We start from the raw sequence: 18,606 nt of genomic DNA on the forward strand, positions 1-18,606 counted from the left end.
TTAACGCCCATGATGATGTTTCAGCTTCATGGCATACATCTTTTCATCTGCGTCCTTCATCCATTCCTTTAAATCGCCTTTGCCATTATGGTCAAACTCGCTAATCCCCCATGAAAATTGCAGTTTCCACGGTTTTCCCGAAGCCTTGTTCCACGCATCAACCTGTTCGACCAGATACTGCATGGCAATCCATGCCCCCTGCTCATGCGTATCGGAAAAGACAATAGCAAACTCATCGCCACCAATACGTACACGCAAGTCAGCTTCGCGCAAGCTGGTGGTCATTAACGAAGCCAACGCTTTCAGGGCTTCATCCCCTTCAGCATGGCCCCAGGTATCATTGATTTCTTTAAAGTTATCCAGATCTATCCATGCAAGTGTTATCGGCTCCGCGCGACGACGAGAGGCGGAAATCGCAAATTTTGCCAGACTGTCGAAGCCACGTCGGTTAAACAGCCCCGTCAGCGCATCGGTACTGGCCGCGCTCATTGCTGCGAATTCATCTTCCACGATCATGGCAAAATCTTTGAGACTGTCGATTTCCGCAGCATCCAGTTCCCGCGGTTCACGGTCAAGCAGGCAAAATGATCCCACCACCGCGCCATCCGGCAGGCGCAGCGGGTGCCCGGCATAGAAACGGATATGCGCATCGCCCGTTACCAGCGGATTATTGTCGAAACGATCGTCACAGGTCGCATCCGGGACAATAAGCGGTGTGTTGCACAAAATTGCATGCCCGCAAAACGAGATTTTGCGCGGAATACTGTCCGCAGGAAAACCGTCGCTGGATTTGAAGTGCAGCTGATCTTTATCAACTAACGTAATGAGCGCAGCCGGAACATCGAACATCCGCTTAGCCAGTCGCGTCAGGCGATCGAGGCGTACCGTTGAACCGCTGTCCAGCAGTCCGGAATCGTTAAGGGATGCCAGACGTTTTTCTTCGTCCGTGGGAATAGCAGGTATCTTCATAAGGTGCCTTTTTATCAGTCTCAGGCTGTATTACTCAATAATATGATAACCACTTACGGGTCAATCCACGTTATACAGCATAAAGCGTAGCTTATTTCGCACCGTGTCAATGTGCGTAGATTTGGTTCTTTCCTAACCTTTTCGCTTTGTATAGCGCATCATCGGCAGATTTTAGCCATGCGGCTGCGCTGCCCATTTCCGGTAAGGCGCTGGCGATGCCGATGCTTAGCGTGCAGCGAAACACCTGCTCTTGCCCTAATTCCATGCCAGCTGTCGCCTGCATAATGCGTTGCGCCACATTTTTCGCCTCTTCAGGCGGGGTATCAGGCAGCAGAATCACAAACTCATCGCCTCCCATCCTCGCTGGCGTGTCGGTGTTGCGGGTGGCGACATGTAAAATCCGTGAGATATCGACCAGCAGCGCATCGCCCGCTTTATGACCAAACTTGTCGTTAACTTCTTTAAAATTGTCGATATCTATATACATCAACGACGACTGGCGCGGCTGGGTGTGCAATTGCGTCAGTTCTAACTGAACGCGTTGCTCCAGCAAGCGCCGGTTAGCAATATCCAGTAGCGGATCCATCATCGCGATGCGCTCAAGCTTGCGGCTTTTCACGCGCAGCTGAGAAGCGATGCCGTTTGTTAGCGCACTCAACGCCAGCATATAGACAGCAATCAGCGGCAGCGTGGCATACATCGTGCGCTGCGTGACCTCCGGGCTAACCGGCAGGCCGAGCGCAAGCCAGCTAAGCAGAAACACCAGCGCCATCGTCAGCGCACCTGTACGCAGCAACTTTATGCCTCCGGCAGAGAGACGATCGGAGAGAAGTATCGTCGCGATAACGACCGACGGCAGCGGGCTGCACGCCATCAGCGCAATCCAGAAGCCGCCCACCGCCGCATCAAACACCAGGTTTTGATGCTCAATGTGCAGCGGCACAGGGGAATGGCGGGCGCGTAAAAAGGCAAGTGTTGGCCAGATAAATGCATTAACCGCCAGCAGCATCAGGAGCCACATCGGGCGATGTAATTCCAGCAAAACAGAAAGAATAGGGAAAAAACAGAGCAGCGTTCCGAGGATACGCATCAGATACATACGCCTGACAAAACGTCTGCCAGGGATCCGTTCTTTTTTATTAATATTATCAGATCCGCTCATACCGCAATTTATTCTGCTACATATCAGCGGTCATAGTATTGATGAAAAAAATGAGTAGCAAGTAATTTAATACTTTATACAATCTGTTGAGTTCTGCCCTGCGGGCAGAACGTTAAGAAATGCTACCGGCAGGCTGCGCCGTGCCATCCACCGTTTGCGCCTCATCGCCAGCGGTTGTGCAATTGCGCCCCATACGCTTGGAACGATAAAGGTTTTCATCCGCCACGACCAGTAAGGTCTCAAATGTCTCCGTCAACGGCCCGGCTTGTGCCTGACCACTGCTTAACCCGATGCTGACCGTCAGGTGCAACGTTTGTTGCCGCCAGTTAAACAGATGCCCTTCCACGGCGCAGCGGATCGTTTCGGCAAGAGCGACCCCCTCTGCGGCATTTTTCGTTGCAGCAACAATGGCAAACTCTTCGCCGCCCATGCGTGCCACTACCCCGTGCTCACCCAAAACCTGCTGCACTTTTTGCGCAAACGACATCAGCACTTTGTCACCACACTCGTGACCATAGTTATCATTAATGCTTTTAAAATAATCAATATCCAGCAACATCACGGTGAGATGCTGACCGGTGAAGCGTTTGTCGCCGCGCGTTAGCGCTTCATATAAGCCCGATCGTGAATAGACGCGGGTAAGAAAGTCAAAATCGGCGCGCAGTGAAACCTGGCGCATCAGTCGGTTAATCGCCTCGACACTCACCGAAACAATCACCGGACAGATGGCCATCGTGGCGATGCCCAGACGCGCGGAGAACATATGCGACACCGCCAGCGGCGAGCCGACGGTTATCTCGATTATCTGATTTGCCACCAGAATGATTTCCACCCCGCCGGTCAGCAGCGTCACCAGGCATGTTACCGGCAGCGGATAGCGCACGGCGCACCAAATTAATGCAGGTAGCGCAAAAGCAAGGCTCCCCGCGCCGCCAATGAATACCGATGCCAGCACCGACACGGCGACGGCCACCAGCGGCATCAGTTGCTGCGCATGTAATTTCAGCGGCGAGCGCGGCCTGCTCATGGTCAGGATGCAAGGCACAATCAGCACCCCGGTGGAAAACTGCTCGCCAAACCAGTCGGCAAATAGCGGCCAGAAGCCGTGATCGTTTAGCCCGACCGAGCCGATTGCGCCAAAAAAGGCGCACAGCAGCGCGGCCACAAAGCAGTAGCCAAAAAGCTTCAGCGCATTCATTGGCTGCGGCGCTTTGGTCATCTGCCGCCGTTCGCGCGCAATCAGCAACGCCATGGTGATGATAAACACCATATTGGAGAAATTAATAATGAGCGATGCAATGCCCCAACGGGTGGTCACCGCATCATATGCCAGCATCGCGAGGTAGCTCATCAGATAGTAGTGCCAGCGGTGCAAAAACGCATAACGGGCGAACACCCCGGCCATCACGCCATTGAGCGGCCAGAACAGGGAAAGCTCTTCGACCAGACGCAGCATCGCGCCAAGAAAATAGAACAGCGTCGTCAGTACGAAAATCAGTGCCGCATTGATTAGCGGCCTATCTTCCCTGAAGGGCAGGAAAGATGTTGAAAAAAAAGAATGCATCAAATTTCGATCCGTAACACGCACAGAGCAGTTGGGCAAGCGCGACGTTGGCTTGCAGCGTGGCGGGCTTACCTTACGGTTCGCAGCCTGGTGCAATGTTTTTAGCGTGGTGTATTCATCTGTAACACCAACCAGTGATAGATAACCTCAACAATATACTGTTGTTGTGCTTCTGTTAAAGGATTTCCGTAAGGGATATTGTGCCATTTCGCCAGGCAGCCGCGACAACAGGTGGCCGTTGCGTGCTGGGCGATAAACACCGGATGCCCGCGCATCGGAGTCTGCTTGCCGTCATTATGTGGCTGTGCCGGCGCCAGGCGCTGCGCAACAAAATCCGCGGCATGGGATGCTATCACTTGCGCGCCCTTATCAAGGCAGTATTGCCGCTCTTTCGTACCAAGACGAAAGCGTGAACGAAAAGTGGAGCGCGACAGGCGCGCAAACAGCGGCGCTAAATCACTCATCAGAACACCGATCTCCCCAGCCGCTGCGTCAGGGCTTCCAGCGCCGCAACGCCCGCCAGCGAATTGCCCGCCGCATCCAGTTCCGGGCTCCAGACGGCAATCGCCATCTCATGCGGCACAATCGCCACAATCCCCCCGCCGACGCCCGATTTTGCCGGAAGCCCGACACGCCAGGCGAATTCCCCGGCGTTCTGGTACATACCACTCGTCGCCATCAGCGCGTTCACCTGGCGTGCCTGCATCGGCGTCACCACCGGTGATGCAAGGTGGCTGGCATGGCCGCCATGCGCGAGAAATAAAAAGGTTCGCGCCAGTTCGACACAGCTCATTTTCAGCGCGCAGTAGTGAAAATAGTTTTGCAGGACGGTGGCAACATCGTTGTCGAAATTACCAAAAGACTTCATTAGCCAGGCGATGGCCGCATTGCGCGCGGAGTGTTCGAACTCAGAACGTGCCACGGTGCTGTCATACGCCAGGGAATCCACACCGGCGAGCTTACGTACCACTTCCAGCATACGTTGGCGCGGCGCGCTGAGGCGGCTTTGCAGCATATCGCAGACCACCAGCGCCCCGGCATTAATAAACGGATTGCGCGGTTTACCCTGCTCAATTTCTAACTGTAGCAGGGAGTTAAAAGGCTGCCCGGAGGGATCTTTGCCCACGCGCCGCCAGATCTCCTCTTCCGGATAGTGATTCATGGCGACCACCAGGCTTAACACCTTGGAAATCGACTGAATAGAGAAGCGCTCACTGGCATCCCCGGCCTGAAAATGCTCTCCGGTGACGGTACTGACAGCAATACCCAGTTTGTTGCCGCTCACCGAGGCCAGCGCCGGAATATAATCCGCCACTTTGCCCCGGCCAAGCAGCGGGCGCACCTGGGCAAGTACTGCCTCCAGGACGCCATTATCCATCGCCAAAACCACACTGACTCCTTGCCCACAGCCAAAAACGGGCTGTGAGTATATCAAAGCATCCGGGTCACGCCAGCGCAGGCAGGCGAAAACGCGCAACGGCCTGCAATAACTGGTGGGAATCATTATGCAGCCGCTGCGATGCTTCGCTCGCCGTACTGACCAGCTCGCCGGTACGGCGCGCAACGCTGCCAAGCGAGTGCAGGCGTCGCGTCATCTGGTGAATGCTCTCTCCCTGGCTCAGCGTTGCCATTGAGATTTCATTCAGCACGCCGCTTAAATGCCCTACCAGGCCGGTGACTTTTTGCAGGTTATCTTCCAGTTTACTGACCGCCTGCGTGCCATCCGTGATGCCCTGTAATGAGTGGTTAATCAGCTCCTGAATAGTTTGCGTGGAATGGCTGCTCTTACGCGCCAGCAAACCGACCTCTCTGGCGACGACCGCAAAGCCGCGCCCATGCTCGCCTGCGTGCGCCGCTTCAATTGCCGCATTCAGCGCCAGAATGTTTGTCTGGAAAGCGACGCCATCAATCATGGCCACAATATTGCGCATCTCCGCCGAGCGTTCGACGATCTCCCGCATGGACTGATTCACCGTATCCATCATTCTGTCGCCACCGGCCGCCACCTCACGCGCTTCGTCCGCCTGCTGGCGCGCCTGCTCGGCAAAGCCGTTATTGCCCTCGATGTGCGACTCCAGGGTAGCAATGTGCTCAGTGACATCGGCCAGCTCCTGCGCCTGTTTTGCCGATTGCTGAAACAGCGACTGATTGCCCTGGGCCAGGCTCTCTATCGTATTCACCATCGAAGTGGTGGCATCGCTGACCTGCATCACCAGTTGCTGTAGCCCCTGCTGCATGCTGTCGATACTCTGGCTGAGCTGGTTTATCTCGCGGTTGAAACAGGCCACCTGCGGCAGCGGCGTGCCGAGATCGCCTGCCGCCAGAATATTAATGTGCGCAATCAACCGGCGCAGCGGCACGATAACCCAGCGGGACATAGCAAACCACACCAGCACGGCGATCGCCACCAACACCACAGGAACCAGCAAAAAGACGTGTTGCAGGCGGGTAAGATTATCCATCAACGTCTGGCGGCCTTGTTCAGCCTGGATTTCGCTGGCCTGCTGGAAGCGCGCGTAATTATCGTTAAAATCCGCCTGAAACGCCTGCGCCGGAACGGCAAAAAACGCATCAATCGACTGGTTTTTTACCAGCCCGTCCGCCTGCTCTTTCAGCGCGCCGTAAAACAGCTGATAGCTGTTTACCAGCCCCTCATCCGGCGGAGGATCCAGTGCCAGCCACGCTTGCCAGGCGTTCTGCGAGGCCTCGAGCGCGCTGTGCGTTTCATCCATCAGGCTATGCCAGCTGCCTTCTGAACCGGTTTCTTTATCCTGCATAAAATAGACGCCTGCCCGGTTAAGCAGATCGCTTGCGGTAAGCAGCGCGACGCGGGCTTCATCAACCCTGACTTGCTGTAAATGTGCCTGTTGATTTTGCTGTTCATTATGCTGTGCGTTGCGCAATGAAGCGGAAAGCACCACGGAAGAGGTTATTTGCAGCGCGGAAAAGAGTGCAATGATGCAAAAAATGCCGGCTAACAAACCAAACTGTCGGGGAGTCATACGCCGAAAAAACCGGCGGAAAATTTGCATTAAGTTCATGATATTCTTCTATAACCACACGGGTAGTGCGAGTCTACAAAAGGATCATGACACTTCCATTACAGCGAGTGATGGCGCACCCCGTCGGGGCGCGCCTGGCGCTTAGAGACGATCTTTCCAGACCGTTTGCACATTACAAAACTCGTGCAGGCCAAAGTGCGACAGCTCACGGCCAAAACCGCTCTTCTTCACGCCGCCAAAGGCAACGCGAGCATCACTGGCGCTGTAGCCATTGATAAACACCCCGCCGCACTCAAGGCGTTCGGCAAACTGGGCAGCCAGCGCTTCATCTGCCGTAAAGACCGTCGCAGAGAGGCCGAAATCGCTGTCATTGGCCAGTTCCAGCGCATGCTGTGCATCACGGACGATACTGATAGCCGCCACCGGGCCAAACAGTTCCTGGCGAAACGCCGTCATTTCCGGCGTGACATGGGTCAATACCGTGGCAGGATAGTAGTTGCCCGTGCCCGGCGTTTTTTCGCCGCCCAGCACCAGCTTCGCTCCCTCTTTCACGCTCGCCTGCACCTGCGCATGCAGCTCGTCACGCAAATCAAAACGCGCCATCGGGCCGAGGTAGTTTTCTTCGTCTTCCGGCGTGCCCTGTTTTAGCGCAGCGGCAGCGGCGACAAATTTATCGGTAAAGGCCTGTGCGATGCTCTCTTCCACGATAAAACGTTTAGCGGCAGCGCAAACCTGCCCGGTGTTCTGGTAACGCCCGGCAACCGCGGCTTTCACCGCCAGATCGATGTCCGCATCTTTGAGCACAATAAAAGGATCGGACCCGCCCAGCTCCAGTACGCATTTTTTCAGCGCGGCACCCGCCTGCGCGCCAATGGCTGCTCCTGCCCGCACGCTGCCGGTCACGGTGATGGCAGCGATTCGCGGGTCATTAATCGCCTGGCTGACGCCATCGTTGGTGGCATTAATCCAGCCAAACACGCCTTTCGCTACGCCCGCCTGCACGAAAATTTCCGCAATAAGCGCCGCACTTCCCAGCACGTTCGGCGCATGTTTCAGCAAATAGCTGTTTCCGGCCAGCAGAATCGGTACGGCACCGCGCAGCACCTGCCACAGCGGGAAGTTCCACGGCATCACGGCAAGCACAGGCCCCAGTGGACGGTACTCAATACGCGCGCGGTTCTCTTCAACCTGCGTCGGCTCGCTTGCTAGCATGGCCGGGCCATGTTCAGCATACCAGTCGCACAACGCGGCGGATTTATTGACTTCGGCCCGCGCCTGCAGGATAGGTTTGCCCATCTCCCGGCTCATCATTTGCGCCATCTCTTCGCCACGCACACGCAGCACTGCGCCAACATCACGCAGTTTTTGCGCGCGCTCGGCAACACTTGTCTGGCGCCACTGGCGATAGCCGCTGGCGGCCAGTTCGAGCGCGGCGTCTACCTCTTCACGGCTCGCCCAGGGCGTCGTGCTGAGGGTTCCACCCGTCGCCGGGTTAATAGAAATAGCATGGGTCACAGGCGTTATCGACATTCTGTTCTCTCTTATCATGTTGCGGTATACAGATTAAAGGTCTTGCATAATAGTGGCCCGATTTACTATTTCTGAAAAATGAATAATATTAACGCCACTATTCACAAATCGAGAACGGTATGGATTTAACGCAGCTGGAGATGTTTAACGCCGTGGCGCAGACCGGCAGTATTACCCAGGCCGCACAAAAGGTGCACCGCGTTCCGTCAAACCTGACAACGCGTATCCGTCAGCTGGAGGCTGACCTGGGGGTGGATTTGTTTATTCGCGAGAACCAGCGCCTGCGCCTCTCCCCCGCCGGGCACAGCTTTTTGCGCTACAGCCAGCAGATCCTGGCGCTGGTGGATGAAGCGCGGATGGTGGTGGCCGGGGATGAACCCCAGGGGCTGTTTTCCCTCGGCGCGCTGGAAAGCACGGCGGCGGTGCGCATTCCGCAAACGCTGGCACAGTACAACCAACGCTACCCGCGCATTCAGTTCGATCTCTCGACCGGTCCTTCCGGTACGATGATCGATGGTGTGCTGGAGGGCGAGCTGAGCGCAGCGTTTGTTGACGGCCCGGTGATGCATCCGGGGCTGGAAGGCATTCCTGTCTATCGTGAGGAGATGATGATTGTCGCCCCGCGCGGGCATGAACCGATAACCTGCGCATCGCAGGTCAACGGTGCCAGCATTTACGCCTTTCGCGCCAACTGCTCCTATCGCCGCCATTTTGAAAGCTGGTTTCAGGCCGGGCGCGCAACGCCGGGTAAAATCCACGAGATGGAGTCCTATCACGGCATGCTGGCATGTGTAATTGCGGGCGCAGGGCTGGCGCTGATACCGCGCAGCATGCTGGAAAGTATGCCTGGTCATCAGCAGGTTGACGCCTGGCCGCTGGCGCAGGAGTGGCGCTGGCTCACGACCTGGCTGGTGTGGCGGCGCGGCGCGAAAACCCGCCACCTGGAGGCCTTTATCGATTTACTGGATATCGAGACTCCCTGAGCACTCAGCGCAAAAAGATCTTACCCAGCAGGTAGAGCGTCGCCTGGCCGCTAATCAGCACGCGATCGCCCTGCCATTCGCAGCGCAGATCGCCGCCGCGCACGGAAACCTGCCGGGCCTGCATCGCTGTTTTATTAAGCTTATCGTGCCAGTACGGGATGAGCATGCTGTGCGCGGAGCCGGTCACCGGATCTTCGGCGACCGATTCACCGGGGCAGAAAAAGCGGCTGACAAAATCCACCGTCTCGCCTGGCGCCGACACGCAGACCATTTTGCCCAGCCCCTGCATAGCGCTGATGTCCGGTTGTAGCGCTTCCACCTGCGCCTGGCTTTGCAGCACCACCAGGTAATCACGCCCGAGGCGCACCTCCACAGCACTATTAATACCCAGGCTTTCGAACAGCAGCGCGGGCGGCTGCGCTACCGCTTCGGTAGACCAGGCCGGGAAATTGAGCGCCAGCCAGTCGCCGTTACGCGACACGCTTAGCGGGCCAGCAAAACGGGTCGCGAACAGGATTTCCGTCGCCGGGTAATCAAGGTATTCAAAAATCACATGTGCGGCGGCAAGCGTCGCATGGCCGCAAAGGTCGATTTCATACTGCGTGGTAAACCAGCGCAGCTCGAAACCACTGTCGTTACGCACGAAAAAAGCGGTCTCTGACTGATTATGTTGCTGCGCCATTTTCAACAACAGCGCATCAGGCAGCCATTCAGTGAGCGGGCAAACGGCAGCAACGTTGCCGCCAAAAGTCCTGTCGCTAAATGCATCCACAAAATAGATGTCAATTGTTTGCATCTGGTCTCCTCCTGGCTTTCTGTTTTGCCCCTTATTTTTTGCGGATTCAACAGGCATCACCACCACAAATAAAAAACGGGATCTACATCACAAAATGTTTGTATTTTCGCCAGCAAAAGCTTTAAGATCTTCTCCTCTTCTTTTTCCCCAATCCTGCTTAAAAAACATTTATGACTACGAATACGGTTTCCCGAAAAGTCGCGTGGCTACGGGTAGTGACGCTGGCCGTTGCTGCTTTTATTTTTAACACTACCGAGTTTGTGCCCGTTGGCCTGCTGTCGGATATCGCCAGTAGTTTTCATATGGAAACCGCGCAGGTGGGGATCATGCTGACCATCTACGCCTGGGTGGTCGCGCTTATGTCGCTGCCGTTTATGCTGCTGACCAGCCAGATGGAGCGGCGTAAGTTGCTGATTGGCCTGTTTGTTTTATTTATTGCCAGCCATGTGTTGTCGTTCCTTGCCTGGAACTTTACCGTGCTGGTGATGAGCCGTATCGGTATTGCTTTCGCCCACGCTATTTTCTGGTCGATTACCGCCTCGCTGGCGATTCGCCTTGCCCCGGCGGGCAAACGCGCGCAGGCGCTGAGCCTGATTGCTACCGGTACGGCGCTGGCGATGGTGCTCGGCTTACCCATAGGCCGGTTAGTCGGGCAATATTTTGGCTGGCGCAGCACTTTTTTTGCCATCGGTATGGGCGCGCTCGTCACGCTGGTGTGCCTGGTGAAGCTGCTTCCGCCTCTGCCAAGCGAACACTCCGGCTCGCTGAAAAGCCTGCCGGTGCTGTTCCGCCGCCCGGCGCTGATGTGTATTTATCTGTTAACCGTGGTTGTCGTAACCGCGCACTATACCGCTTACAGCTATATCGAACCTTTTGTGCAAAATGTTGCCGGTTTCGGTGCCAGTTTCGCGACCGTTTTACTGCTGATCCTCGGCGCTGCGGGGATTGTGGGAAGCCTGCTGTTTGGCAAGCTGGGCAACCAGCACGCTTCGACGCTTGTCAGTAGCGCCATCGGCCTGCTGGTGCTGTCACTGCTTGGGCTGCTGCCCGCTTCCGGTAGCGAAATGCATCTGGCGCTACTGAGCATTTTCTGGGGCGTGGCTATCATGATTATCGGCCTGGGTATGCAGGTCAAAGTGCTGGCGCTGGCACCGGATGCGACCGATGTGGCGATGGCGCTGTTTTCCGGTATTTTCAATATCGGTATCGGCGCGGGCGCGCTGGTCGGTAATCAGGTCAGCCTGCACGGGTCTATGGAAGCGATTGGCTATGCAGGCGCGCTTCCCGCCATCGTCGCGCTGGTGTGGTCGGTGGTGATTTTCCGCCGCTGGCCGGTAAAACTCGACGAGCACACCGCGCATATTTAAGCCTCAGAGCCGGAGCAGAACCTCACGCTCCGGCATTGCTTCTCCCGCTAGTTGAGCAAACCTTTTGTATCCCTTCAAAGCGTAACCTGCCATAAGACACATCAATTCAGCCTGTTAGGTTAGCCATGCGTTTTGCACGACACGTTTTAGCAATTAGTGGCATCCATGAATTCATTCGATTGACTTATATTTGCCTGAGCAATAATATCTGCCGTGACTAATCTACTTGCCGGGGCAACCATTATGAAAAGCACGAGTGATCTGTTTAACGAAATCATTCCGCTTGGTCGCTTGATCCATATGGTTAATCAAAAAAAAGATCGTTTACTCAACGACTATCTTTCGCCGCTGGACATCACCGCGACGCAGTTCAAGGTGCTCTGCTCCATTCGCTGTGAAGTCTGCATTACCCCGGTCGAACTGAAAAAAGTGCTTTCCGTCGATCTTGGCGCCCTGACCCGCATGCTGGACAGACTGGTGTGCAAAGGCTGGATCGAACGAAACCCGAACCCGAATGATAAACGCGGCGTGCTGGTGCAACTGACTGCCGAAGGCGCAGCGTTATGTGAGCAATGTCATTCACTGGTAGGGCAAAACCTGCATCAAGAATTAACAAAAAACTTAACGGCAGAAGAAGTGGCAACCCTTGAGTATTTGCTTAAGAAAATCCTGCCGTAAAAAAAAACAAAGAGGTATGACGATGTCCAGACGCAATACTGACGCTATCACCATTCATAGCATTTTGGACTGGATCGAGGACAATCTGGAGTCGCCGCTGTCGCTGGAAAAGGTCTCAGAGCGCTCAGGTTACTCAAAGTGGCACCTGCAACGGATGTTTAAGAAAGAGACTGGTCATTCACTGGGTCAATACATTCGCAGCCGCAAGCTGACCGAAATTGCGCAGAAGCTTAAGGAAAGCAATGAGCCGATCCTGTATCTGGCGGAGCGTTACGGATTTGAATCTCAGCAGACCCTGACGCGCACGTTTAAAAACTATTTCGACGTGCCGCCGCATAAATTTCGCGTAACAGATATACCCGCTGAATCCCGGTATCTCTACCCGCTCAATCATTGTAATTGCTAATCGCCTGCTAAAAGACGTATCGAGGAAAGTATGAAACGTATTGCCTGTGCTGCCGTCGCCCTGATGGTGCTGATTTGTGGCCAGAGTTATGCGGAACAGGTTACACACCCTGCACAGCAAAGCACGCCCGGCTCGATGGTATTACCCGCCGCCGGGCACGCTTCACCCTATGACTTCAACCATATGGGCGCGGGCAGTGACAAATCCGACGAGTTAGGTGTGCCCTATTATAATCAGCGCAGCTAATCGTTTTGCCCCGCATGATGCGGGGCTTTTTTTACCCCGCAATAACCTTGCGACGCAGACGCAAACCAAAGACATTAATATACAGTCCGGCCATAATCAGCCCCGCCCCCGCCAGCTGTAACACCGAGAGTTTTTCATCAAGCAACAAGGCCGCGCTCGCCATCCCGACTACCGGAACCAGCAAAGAGAGCGGTGCCACGCGCCAGGTTTCATATCGCCCTAACAGCGCGCCCCAGATACCATAGCCAAGAATGGTGGCGATAAACGCCAGGTAAACCAGCGACAACAAGGTCGTGGTATCAATAGCGACCACGCTTTGTAAAATCGTTGCCGGGCCGTCAAAAATAAGGGAAGCCACTGCGAAGGGCGCAATAGGGATTAACGCGCTCCAGACCACCAGCGACATCACGGCCGGTCGCGAGCTGTGCTGCATGATTTTTTTGTTGAAGATATTGCCACAGGCCCAGCTAAACGCGCCAGCCAGCGTCAGCATAAAACCCAGCAGCGGCACATGCTGCCCCGTCATACTGGTCTCTATCAACACCAGCACGCCAAACACGGCAAGCGTTATCCCCACCAGTTGTTTTGCCTGTAAGCGTTCGCCAAACACCCCTGCGCCAAGGATAATGGTAAAAAACGCCTGTGCCTGTAGCACCAGAGACGCCAGCCCGGCGGGTATGCCAAACTTGATGGCGCAAAAAAGGAAGGCAAATTGCCCGAAACTGATGGTCAAACCGTAACCGAGCAGCAAACGCAGCGGCACTTTTGGGCGCGCGACAAACAAAATAGCCGGAAAGGCCACCAGCACAAAACGCAACCCTGCCAGCAGAAGCGGAGGCATATTATGCAGCCCCACTTTGATGACCACAAAGTTTAGCCCCCACGCAACCACCACCAGCATCGCCAGCAGCACATCTTTTCGCGCCATCTTGCGCCCTCGTTGTTTAAATTTTTGTCAACAAATTTACGTTATCTTAAAAATGCGTCGAGTAACAGATCCTTAATTTGGGCAGGGTAAAATGGCACCTGACGACAAATCATCTGTTGTGCTGGCCTTATATGGCATGCTATCTGTTAAAAGAACGTAAAAATTAGAACAAGCATGTCGGGTACATGATGATAACAACACAAACACGCTCCACCGCTGCGCTGCTTCTTTCTTCACTTTTATTGACAATCGGGCGCGGCGCTACCCTGCCCTTTATGACTATCTACCTGAATCGCCAATACGGGATGAGCGTTGAGCAAGTCGGCTATGCGATGTCGATTGCGTTAAGCATCGGCGTGGCGTTTGGCCTTGGGTTTGGCATGCTGGCCGATAAGTTTGATAAAAAACGCTATATGGTGCTGGCAATCGTTGCCTTTATTGCAGGCTTTGCAGGTATTCCGCTTTCAAACAACGCCGTGCTGGTTGTGCTTTTTTTTGCGTTAATCAACTGCTCCTACTCGGTCTTTTCTACCGTGCTGAAAGCGTATTTTTCCGACACGCTGCCTGCCGCCACCAAACAAAGGTGTTTTCACTCAACTACACCTTTTTGAATATCGGCTGGACTGTCGGCCCGCCGCTCGGCACGCTGCTGGTGATGTACAGTATCAACCTGCCGTTTTTGCTGGCCGCCGTGTGCGCGGCTTTCCCGTTAGTCTTTATCCACGTTTTTGTGCAGCGAATCGCCGTGGGCAGCGGCCCTGACGGCGCGGCAAACTGGACGCCTTCGGTGTTGCTCAAAGACCGGGCGCTGGGCTGGTTTACCCTCTCCAATGTGCTGGCCTCGTTTGTTTGCGGCTCTTTTGCCTCCTGCCTTGCACAATATGTGATGGTCGTTGCCAATAACGAATTTGCTGAAAAAGTCATCGCGGTCATACTGCCGGTCAATGCGGCTGTTGTCGTCACGCTGCAATATGCGGTGGGCCGCAGGCTGACCGCCACAAACCTGCGCCCGCTGATGGCCTTCGGTACGGTATGTTTCATTCTTGGGCTGTATGGCTTTATGCTGTCAGGCAATAACCTCTGGCTGTGGGGCTTTGCGGCGGCGGTATTCACACTTGGCGAGGTGATTTATGCACCCGGCGAATACCTTCTTATTGATAACATCGCGCCGCCAGGCATGAAAGCCACTTATTTCTCCGCCCAGGCCTTAGGCTGGTTCGGGGCGGCGATGAACCCGCTATTCACCGGGATAATCCTTACGGCGCTGCCGCCCTGGTCACTGTTTGTCATTCTCAGCGTATTGATTATGCTGGCCTGGCTGATGATGCTGCGCGGGATGCAGATCAAGCCATGGAACGCGATCCCGGTGTAAAAAAACGGCGCATCATGCGCCGCTTGTTTACCATACCTGCTCAGCAATGTGCGTCACCAGGCGCACTTTTTCCCACTGCTGCTCCGGCGTCAGGCTGTTTCCCTCTTCCGTCGAGGCGAAGCCACATTGCGGGCTAAGGCAAATCTGGTTGATATCAACATACTGAGCCGCTTCCTGAAGCCGTGCTTTCACACCGTCCGGGTTTTCCAGCTCACCGTTTTTGGTGGTTATCAGGCCCAGCACTACTTGCTGTTTACCGGGGCGGACAAAGCGCAGCGGCGCAAAGTCACCTGAACGGTCGTTATCATACTCAAGGAAGAAGGCGTCCACATTCACGCTACCAAACAGCACCTCAGCGACCGGCTCATACCCGCCCTCGGAGATCCAGGTCGAACGGAAATTACCGCGGCAAACGTGTAAACCGATAGTCAAATCATCCGGTTTCCCTTCCAGCGCTTTATTCAGGACGCGGGCATAAATGCGTGCCAGCTCATCCGGGTCTTCGCCGCGCTCGCGGATCTGGCGGCGCTGATCGTCTGAGCAAAGGTAAGCCCAGACGGTATCGTCCAGCTGGAGATAGCGGCAGCCAGCGGCGTAAAACGCCTGGATAGCATCACGCCAGGTGGTCGCCAGATCGTCAAAATAGGCATCGAGCTGCGGGTAAACGCGCGCGTCGATGTCCTTACGCCCGCCGCGAAAATGCAGCACGCTTGGGCTGGGGATGGTCATTTTTGGCTCGGCGTTACCGCTGATGCTTTTCAGAAAGCGGAAATCGTCCAGCATCGGGTGGCTGCCAAAGCCAAGCTTACCGGTCACACGCACCCCGTGAGCTTTAGTCTGCACACCGTTAAACTGAATGCCCTGGTCAGAGTCATAGCGCTCCACCCCTTCCAGGCCATCAAAGAAATCGAAATGCCACCAGGCGCGGCGGAACTCGCCATCGGTCACCACATGCAGACCGCAGGCGCACTGTTGCTCAACCACATGGCGAATAGCTTCATCTTCGACACGGCGTAATTCCGTAGCGGAAAGCGCACCCTGAGCAAATTGCTGGCGGGCGTGTTTGATAGCGTCGGGGCGTAAAAAACTTCCGACGACGTCTGCACGGAACGGGGCCTGATGTCGCTGCATGATACTCTCCTCAATAGCCCGACAAATGATTGCCCGGCGTGATAGTTTATTATGGAAATCTTTAGCCTTCCGGACGGCTAAATGTCCAAATAAAATGTCATATCCACCGCCGGGCAGCAATCGAGAAAATTTCACGTCACATGAATAAGTTTCATGTTCATGCGTGCTGGGTGAAAAAATGTCTTTTACGCGCCTGCGTACTCTTCGCTGCTGGCAAAGCTATAGCCTTCATCTTCCCAGCCGGTCACGCCACCGAGCATAATCTTCACCGCAAGGCCCATCCGCGCCAGTTTCAGCGCAGCCCGATCGGCACCGTTGCAGTGCGGCCCGGCACAATAAACAACAAACAGCGTATCGGCAGGCCACTGCTGCATTCGCTCAGCGGTCATCTGCGCGTGCGGCAAATGCAGTGCACCCGGGAGATGGCGGCGGGCAAAAGCTTGCGGGCTGCCAACGACATGCAGCAGCACAAAGTCTTGCTCGTTATGGGTCATGGCGTGGTGCACATCCGCGCAGTCTGTTTCTACGCTCAGACGGTGCTGAAAATGGCTGACGGCTTCTTCGGGTGAGGCGGCGGGAATGTCGGTGACATAGCTCATAGTGGCTCTCCGGTTAGTGTTAACACTAATCTAACAAAATCCAGAATTTTCGCCACTCGCCCACACTATACTAGTAAAAGCGCTGGACTCACTTCGCTGCCGCGCCCGCTAAAGGCGCGGCACAGTATACATTCGGACTCATTTTCCAGTTCAGGATCTATTGATATTCGCCAGGTTATTATTTGTTCAGCACAACAGAAGAATTAAGGTAAATCGTCAGGTGGTACAGTAAAAGGAGGTTCATATGCATGGAAATATGTATGTCTTTATGGAGATCATTGGGATTATCTTACTGACTGGTTTTCTCGCTGCTTATTTTAGCCATAATTGGGATGATTAAATTCCGGTGATATTTCTTTTAACAGCGGCCCTTTATGCATTTATGCCAGGGGCCGTTTATTTTGTATCGATAAAAAAAAACCGCCGGATAACCGGCGGCAAATGCTTGCATGGATATTTGTTATATTGTGTAAAACAGGCCACATATAGGAAGAGCCGTGTTGGTTATTACTGTATCAACGTAAACTTCAATAGCGCCTAAACCAAACGGCAACGTTTTCGTAGTAAATAAATTGTTAATATTCACTGTATACAAAAAAATATGTCTGAAAAATGGCTGGCGAAACGTTTTGCTATTGAAATTTTAACGATATATCTTCCACATTACCCTGAGTGTGTTAACGTCGGGATTCCACTCAACAGACCGGAGGGGATATTCCGAATATCAAATTTCGATGCCCGGTTTGCAACAGTCAGACGTTTTTATTTACAGCATTTCGTCCGGGCCAACACCAGCCGCATGGGGCTATTTGCTCGGTTTGTGGTACAAGGCTTACAGTCAGAACCTGTATTCCCGTACTGCGAAGAGGAAGGTGGCCGAAGGCGGTATTATAATCCGGGCCTCGCTATGAGGCCCTTTTGAAAAAACTCAGGCGTTTTTCGCTTTTCCTAAAGCAAAGCCGCTGACTTTAGCAATATGAATACGCAATATTGTGCCCTTCACACTGCTCCATCCGCCATTACCAATAAGCCAGGATGGATCTTTTATATGTAAATAATTCAGGGGAATTTCGCGCCCCTCTTCCACAACATAATCATTCGCCAGCTCATCAAAAAAATGCGCGATGGTATCTTTAAGTGCTTCATCCCCGGAAACACTGCGAATGGTTTTCGCCGTAAAGAGCGCATACTCTTGCCCGGACACTAATTCTCCGGCCACCACCTGCCCACCGACAACCAGTGTGACGACCATGCCCGCGCCAAAATTAGCGCAGGAGACAAGATGCGATAAGGCGCTGTCCTGAGTACTGATGGTCGGAGTGACAGCCCTGGGTACTTCACGTTGATTTTCCATTGACTTCTCCGCGTACTGGATTAAAAAAACCGCCCGCAGGCGGTGGTTATTTAATAGAACTGGCGTATTGCCTGTTCGGTTTCCTGTTGACTGACGAGGTCAGAAAATCTGGCGACAAGAAACGTTTCGCCATCCAGATCATAGGATTCAATAGGGATTTCAAGAAATGCGCTCTGTTCGTTTTTAAACGTGACCGATTTTGCATTATCTTCCACGGCCACGTTTTCGACCTTACCACCGGCGCGAATTACCACTACATTTTTTGTCATGTCGGTTACCTCAGTTGCTTAAAAGTGCATTCGGCATCACCGCAGTCATTATTTTATGCCTGCGTTATTGCCACAGAATGTTAAGCGTTCTAATCAAGTCCTTTAATTTGGCTTAATGACGCGAAGAACGCTACGCCTTGAAGTGTGAAGTAGCCCACAGTTCTGCGCCAAACAAACCATTTTTGGCACAAATAAGAAAATTCATGAGCACTAATCCCATGAATACAATGTGGCTAAGGTATCGCCAGAG

19 protein-coding genes and 1 pseudogene are annotated in these 18,606 nt (G+C 54.1%); 7 read left to right on the plus strand and 13 right to left on the minus strand.

Annotated elements, in window-relative coordinates; all coding sequences use genetic code 11:
• From ACTU3N_RS10535 to sad, 7 genes are all read right to left on the minus strand, one after another.
• On the minus strand, positions 1-969 hold the full coding sequence (locus tag ACTU3N_RS10535; protein WP_443086077.1) for a sensor domain-containing diguanylate cyclase: 969 nt from the start codon (positions 967-969) through the stop codon (positions 1-3).
• A gap of 106 nt (positions 970-1,075) precedes the next feature.
• The gene (locus ACTU3N_RS10540; RefSeq protein ID WP_443086078.1) at positions 1,076-2,131 is read right to left on the minus strand and encodes a diguanylate cyclase; all 1,056 of its coding nucleotides are present in this window, start codon (positions 2,129-2,131) and stop codon (positions 1,076-1,078) included.
• A gap of 112 nt (positions 2,132-2,243) precedes the next feature.
• Positions 2,244-3,695: a diguanylate cyclase gene (locus tag ACTU3N_RS10545; protein ID WP_443086079.1), complete on the minus strand. Its 1,452-nt coding sequence runs from the start codon at positions 3,693-3,695 to the stop codon at positions 2,244-2,246.
• Between the two features lie 101 nt (positions 3,696-3,796).
• A complete protein-coding gene (locus tag ACTU3N_RS10550) occupies positions 3,797-4,159 on the minus strand; it encodes a DUF4186 domain-containing protein (RefSeq protein ID WP_443086080.1) in 363 nt (120 codons plus the stop codon).
• Entirely contained in the window at positions 4,159-5,085 is a 927-nt protein-coding gene (glsB, locus tag ACTU3N_RS10555) for a glutaminase B (RefSeq protein ID WP_443086081.1), read from the minus strand. The genes ACTU3N_RS10550 and glsB overlap by 1 nt, the downstream gene beginning before the upstream one ends.
• A 55-nt stretch (positions 5,086-5,140) precedes the next feature.
• The gene (locus ACTU3N_RS10560; protein WP_443086082.1) at positions 5,141-6,697 is read right to left on the minus strand and encodes a methyl-accepting chemotaxis protein; all 1,557 of its coding nucleotides are present in this window, start codon (positions 6,695-6,697) and stop codon (positions 5,141-5,143) included.
• Positions 6,698-6,838: 141 nt separating this feature from the next.
• Positions 6,839-8,227 (minus strand): succinate-semialdehyde dehydrogenase, encoded by a 1,389-nt coding sequence (gene sad, locus ACTU3N_RS10565; RefSeq protein ID WP_443086083.1) that lies wholly within the window; start codon positions 8,225-8,227, stop codon positions 6,839-6,841.
• Between the two features lie 119 nt (positions 8,228-8,346).
• On the opposite strand from sad, the gene ptrR reads away from it, so the two are divergent.
• Entirely contained in the window at positions 8,347-9,210 is an 864-nt protein-coding gene (gene ptrR / locus ACTU3N_RS10570) for a putrescine utilization regulator PtrR (RefSeq protein ID WP_443086084.1), read from the plus strand.
• A 4-nt stretch (positions 9,211-9,214) separates the two neighbouring features.
• On the opposite strand, the gene ACTU3N_RS10575 is transcribed toward ptrR, so the two are convergent.
• Positions 9,215-10,006 carry a PhzF family phenazine biosynthesis protein gene (locus tag ACTU3N_RS10575; protein ID WP_443086085.1) on the minus strand — a complete coding sequence of 264 codons (792 nt, stop codon included), beginning with the start codon at positions 10,004-10,006 and terminating at the stop codon, positions 9,215-9,217.
• A gap of 170 nt (positions 10,007-10,176) precedes the next feature.
• Between ACTU3N_RS10575 and ACTU3N_RS10580 the strand changes: the two genes are divergently transcribed.
• The 4 genes from ACTU3N_RS10580 to marB all read left to right on the plus strand — a co-directional run bounded on the left by ACTU3N_RS10580 (position 10,177) and on the right by marB (position 12,703).
• A complete protein-coding gene (locus ACTU3N_RS10580) occupies positions 10,177-11,373 on the plus strand; it encodes a sugar transporter (RefSeq protein WP_443086086.1) in 1,197 nt (398 codons plus the stop codon).
• A 243-nt stretch (positions 11,374-11,616) separates the two neighbouring features.
• Positions 11,617-12,051 (plus strand): multiple antibiotic resistance transcriptional regulator MarR, encoded by a 435-nt coding sequence (gene marR, locus ACTU3N_RS10585; RefSeq protein ID WP_443086087.1) that lies wholly within the window; start codon positions 11,617-11,619, stop codon positions 12,049-12,051.
• Positions 12,052-12,073: 22 nt separating this feature from the next.
• Positions 12,074-12,457, plus strand: coding sequence for an MDR efflux pump AcrAB transcriptional activator MarA (gene marA / locus ACTU3N_RS10590; RefSeq protein WP_443086088.1), 384 nt, complete (start codon positions 12,074-12,076; stop codon positions 12,455-12,457).
• 30 nt (positions 12,458-12,487) lie between these two features.
• Positions 12,488-12,703 (plus strand): multiple antibiotic resistance protein MarB, encoded by a 216-nt coding sequence (marB, locus tag ACTU3N_RS10595; protein ID WP_443086089.1) that lies wholly within the window; start codon positions 12,488-12,490, stop codon positions 12,701-12,703.
• A gap of 31 nt (positions 12,704-12,734) precedes the next feature.
• Here marB and eamA read toward each other — a convergent pair whose 3' ends face one another.
• Positions 12,735-13,631: an O-acetylserine/cysteine exporter gene (eamA, locus tag ACTU3N_RS10600; RefSeq protein WP_443086090.1), complete on the minus strand. Its 897-nt coding sequence runs from the start codon at positions 13,629-13,631 to the stop codon at positions 12,735-12,737.
• A gap of 188 nt (positions 13,632-13,819) precedes the next feature.
• Here eamA and ydeE point away from each other — a divergent pair.
• Positions 13,820-15,003, plus strand: a pseudogene (gene ydeE, locus ACTU3N_RS10605) (efflux MFS transporter YdeE).
• 27 nt (positions 15,004-15,030) lie between these two features.
• Here the strand turns inward: ydeE and ACTU3N_RS10610 are convergent.
• Complete coding sequence (locus tag ACTU3N_RS10610) at positions 15,031-16,134, minus strand: cobalamin-independent methionine synthase II family protein (protein WP_443086091.1); 1,104 nt, start codon at positions 16,132-16,134, stop codon at positions 15,031-15,033.
• A gap of 185 nt (positions 16,135-16,319) precedes the next feature.
• Entirely contained in the window at positions 16,320-16,733 is a 414-nt protein-coding gene (locus tag ACTU3N_RS10615) for a rhodanese-like domain-containing protein (protein WP_443086092.1), read from the minus strand.
• Positions 16,734-16,989: 256 nt separating this feature from the next.
• On the opposite strand from ACTU3N_RS10615, the gene mgtS reads away from it, so the two are divergent.
• Complete coding sequence (gene mgtS / locus ACTU3N_RS10620; protein WP_443086182.1) at positions 16,990-17,073, plus strand: protein MgtS; 84 nt, start codon at positions 16,990-16,992, stop codon at positions 17,071-17,073.
• Positions 17,074-17,661: 588 nt separating this feature from the next.
• Here mgtS and ACTU3N_RS10625 read toward each other — a convergent pair.
• Both ACTU3N_RS10625 and ACTU3N_RS10630 read right to left on the minus strand, forming a co-directional pair.
• Positions 17,662-18,087, minus strand: coding sequence for a hypothetical protein (locus ACTU3N_RS10625; protein WP_443086093.1), 426 nt, complete (start codon positions 18,085-18,087; stop codon positions 17,662-17,664).
• 50 nt (positions 18,088-18,137) lie between these two features.
• On the minus strand, positions 18,138-18,356 hold the full coding sequence (locus ACTU3N_RS10630; protein ID WP_443086094.1) for a hypothetical protein: 219 nt from the start codon (positions 18,354-18,356) through the stop codon (positions 18,138-18,140).
• Positions 18,357-18,606 lie beyond the last annotated feature (250 nt).

Source organism: Vagococcus sp. WN89Y, from assembly GCF_052220145.1.
Lineage (GTDB): Bacteria > Pseudomonadota > Gammaproteobacteria > Enterobacterales > Enterobacteriaceae > Kosakonia.

Coding starts and splice junctions, on each gene's coding strand:
- marR (WP_443086087.1), top strand. CDS start 11,617: ATGAAAAGCACGAGTGATCTGTTTAACGAAATCATTCCGCTTGGTCGC.
- eamA (WP_443086090.1), bottom strand. CDS start 13,631: ATGGCGCGAAAAGATGTGCTGCTGGCGATGCTGGTGGTGGTTGCGTGG.
- ACTU3N_RS10560 (WP_443086082.1), bottom strand. CDS start 6,697: ATGACTCCCCGACAGTTTGGTTTGTTAGCCGGCATTTTTTGCATCATT.
- ACTU3N_RS10540 (WP_443086078.1), bottom strand. CDS start 2,131: ATGAGCGGATCTGATAATATTAATAAAAAAGAACGGATCCCTGGCAGA.
- ACTU3N_RS10580 (WP_443086086.1), top strand. CDS start 10,177: ATGACTACGAATACGGTTTCCCGAAAAGTCGCGTGGCTACGGGTAGTG.
- ACTU3N_RS10615 (WP_443086092.1), bottom strand. CDS start 16,733: ATGAGCTATGTCACCGACATTCCCGCCGCCTCACCCGAAGAAGCCGTC.
- marB (WP_443086089.1), top strand. CDS start 12,488: ATGAAACGTATTGCCTGTGCTGCCGTCGCCCTGATGGTGCTGATTTGT.
- ACTU3N_RS10630 (WP_443086094.1), bottom strand. CDS start 18,356: ATGACAAAAAATGTAGTGGTAATTCGCGCCGGTGGTAAGGTCGAAAAC.
- mgtS (WP_443086182.1), top strand. CDS start 16,990: ATGTATGTCTTTATGGAGATCATTGGGATTATCTTACTGACTGGTTTT.
- ACTU3N_RS10625 (WP_443086093.1), bottom strand. CDS start 18,087: ATGGAAAATCAACGTGAAGTACCCAGGGCTGTCACTCCGACCATCAGT.
- sad (WP_443086083.1), bottom strand. CDS start 8,227: ATGTCGATAACGCCTGTGACCCATGCTATTTCTATTAACCCGGCGACG.
- ACTU3N_RS10535 (WP_443086077.1), bottom strand. CDS start 969: ATGAAGATACCTGCTATTCCCACGGACGAAGAAAAACGTCTGGCATCC.
- marA (WP_443086088.1), top strand. CDS start 12,074: ATGTCCAGACGCAATACTGACGCTATCACCATTCATAGCATTTTGGAC.
- ACTU3N_RS10550 (WP_443086080.1), bottom strand. CDS start 4,159: ATGAGTGATTTAGCGCCGCTGTTTGCGCGCCTGTCGCGCTCCACTTTT.
- ptrR (WP_443086084.1), top strand. CDS start 8,347: ATGGATTTAACGCAGCTGGAGATGTTTAACGCCGTGGCGCAGACCGGC.
- ACTU3N_RS10610 (WP_443086091.1), bottom strand. CDS start 16,134: ATGCAGCGACATCAGGCCCCGTTCCGTGCAGACGTCGTCGGAAGTTTT.
- ACTU3N_RS10575 (WP_443086085.1), bottom strand. CDS start 10,006: ATGCAAACAATTGACATCTATTTTGTGGATGCATTTAGCGACAGGACT.
- ACTU3N_RS10545 (WP_443086079.1), bottom strand. CDS start 3,695: ATGCATTCTTTTTTTTCAACATCTTTCCTGCCCTTCAGGGAAGATAGG.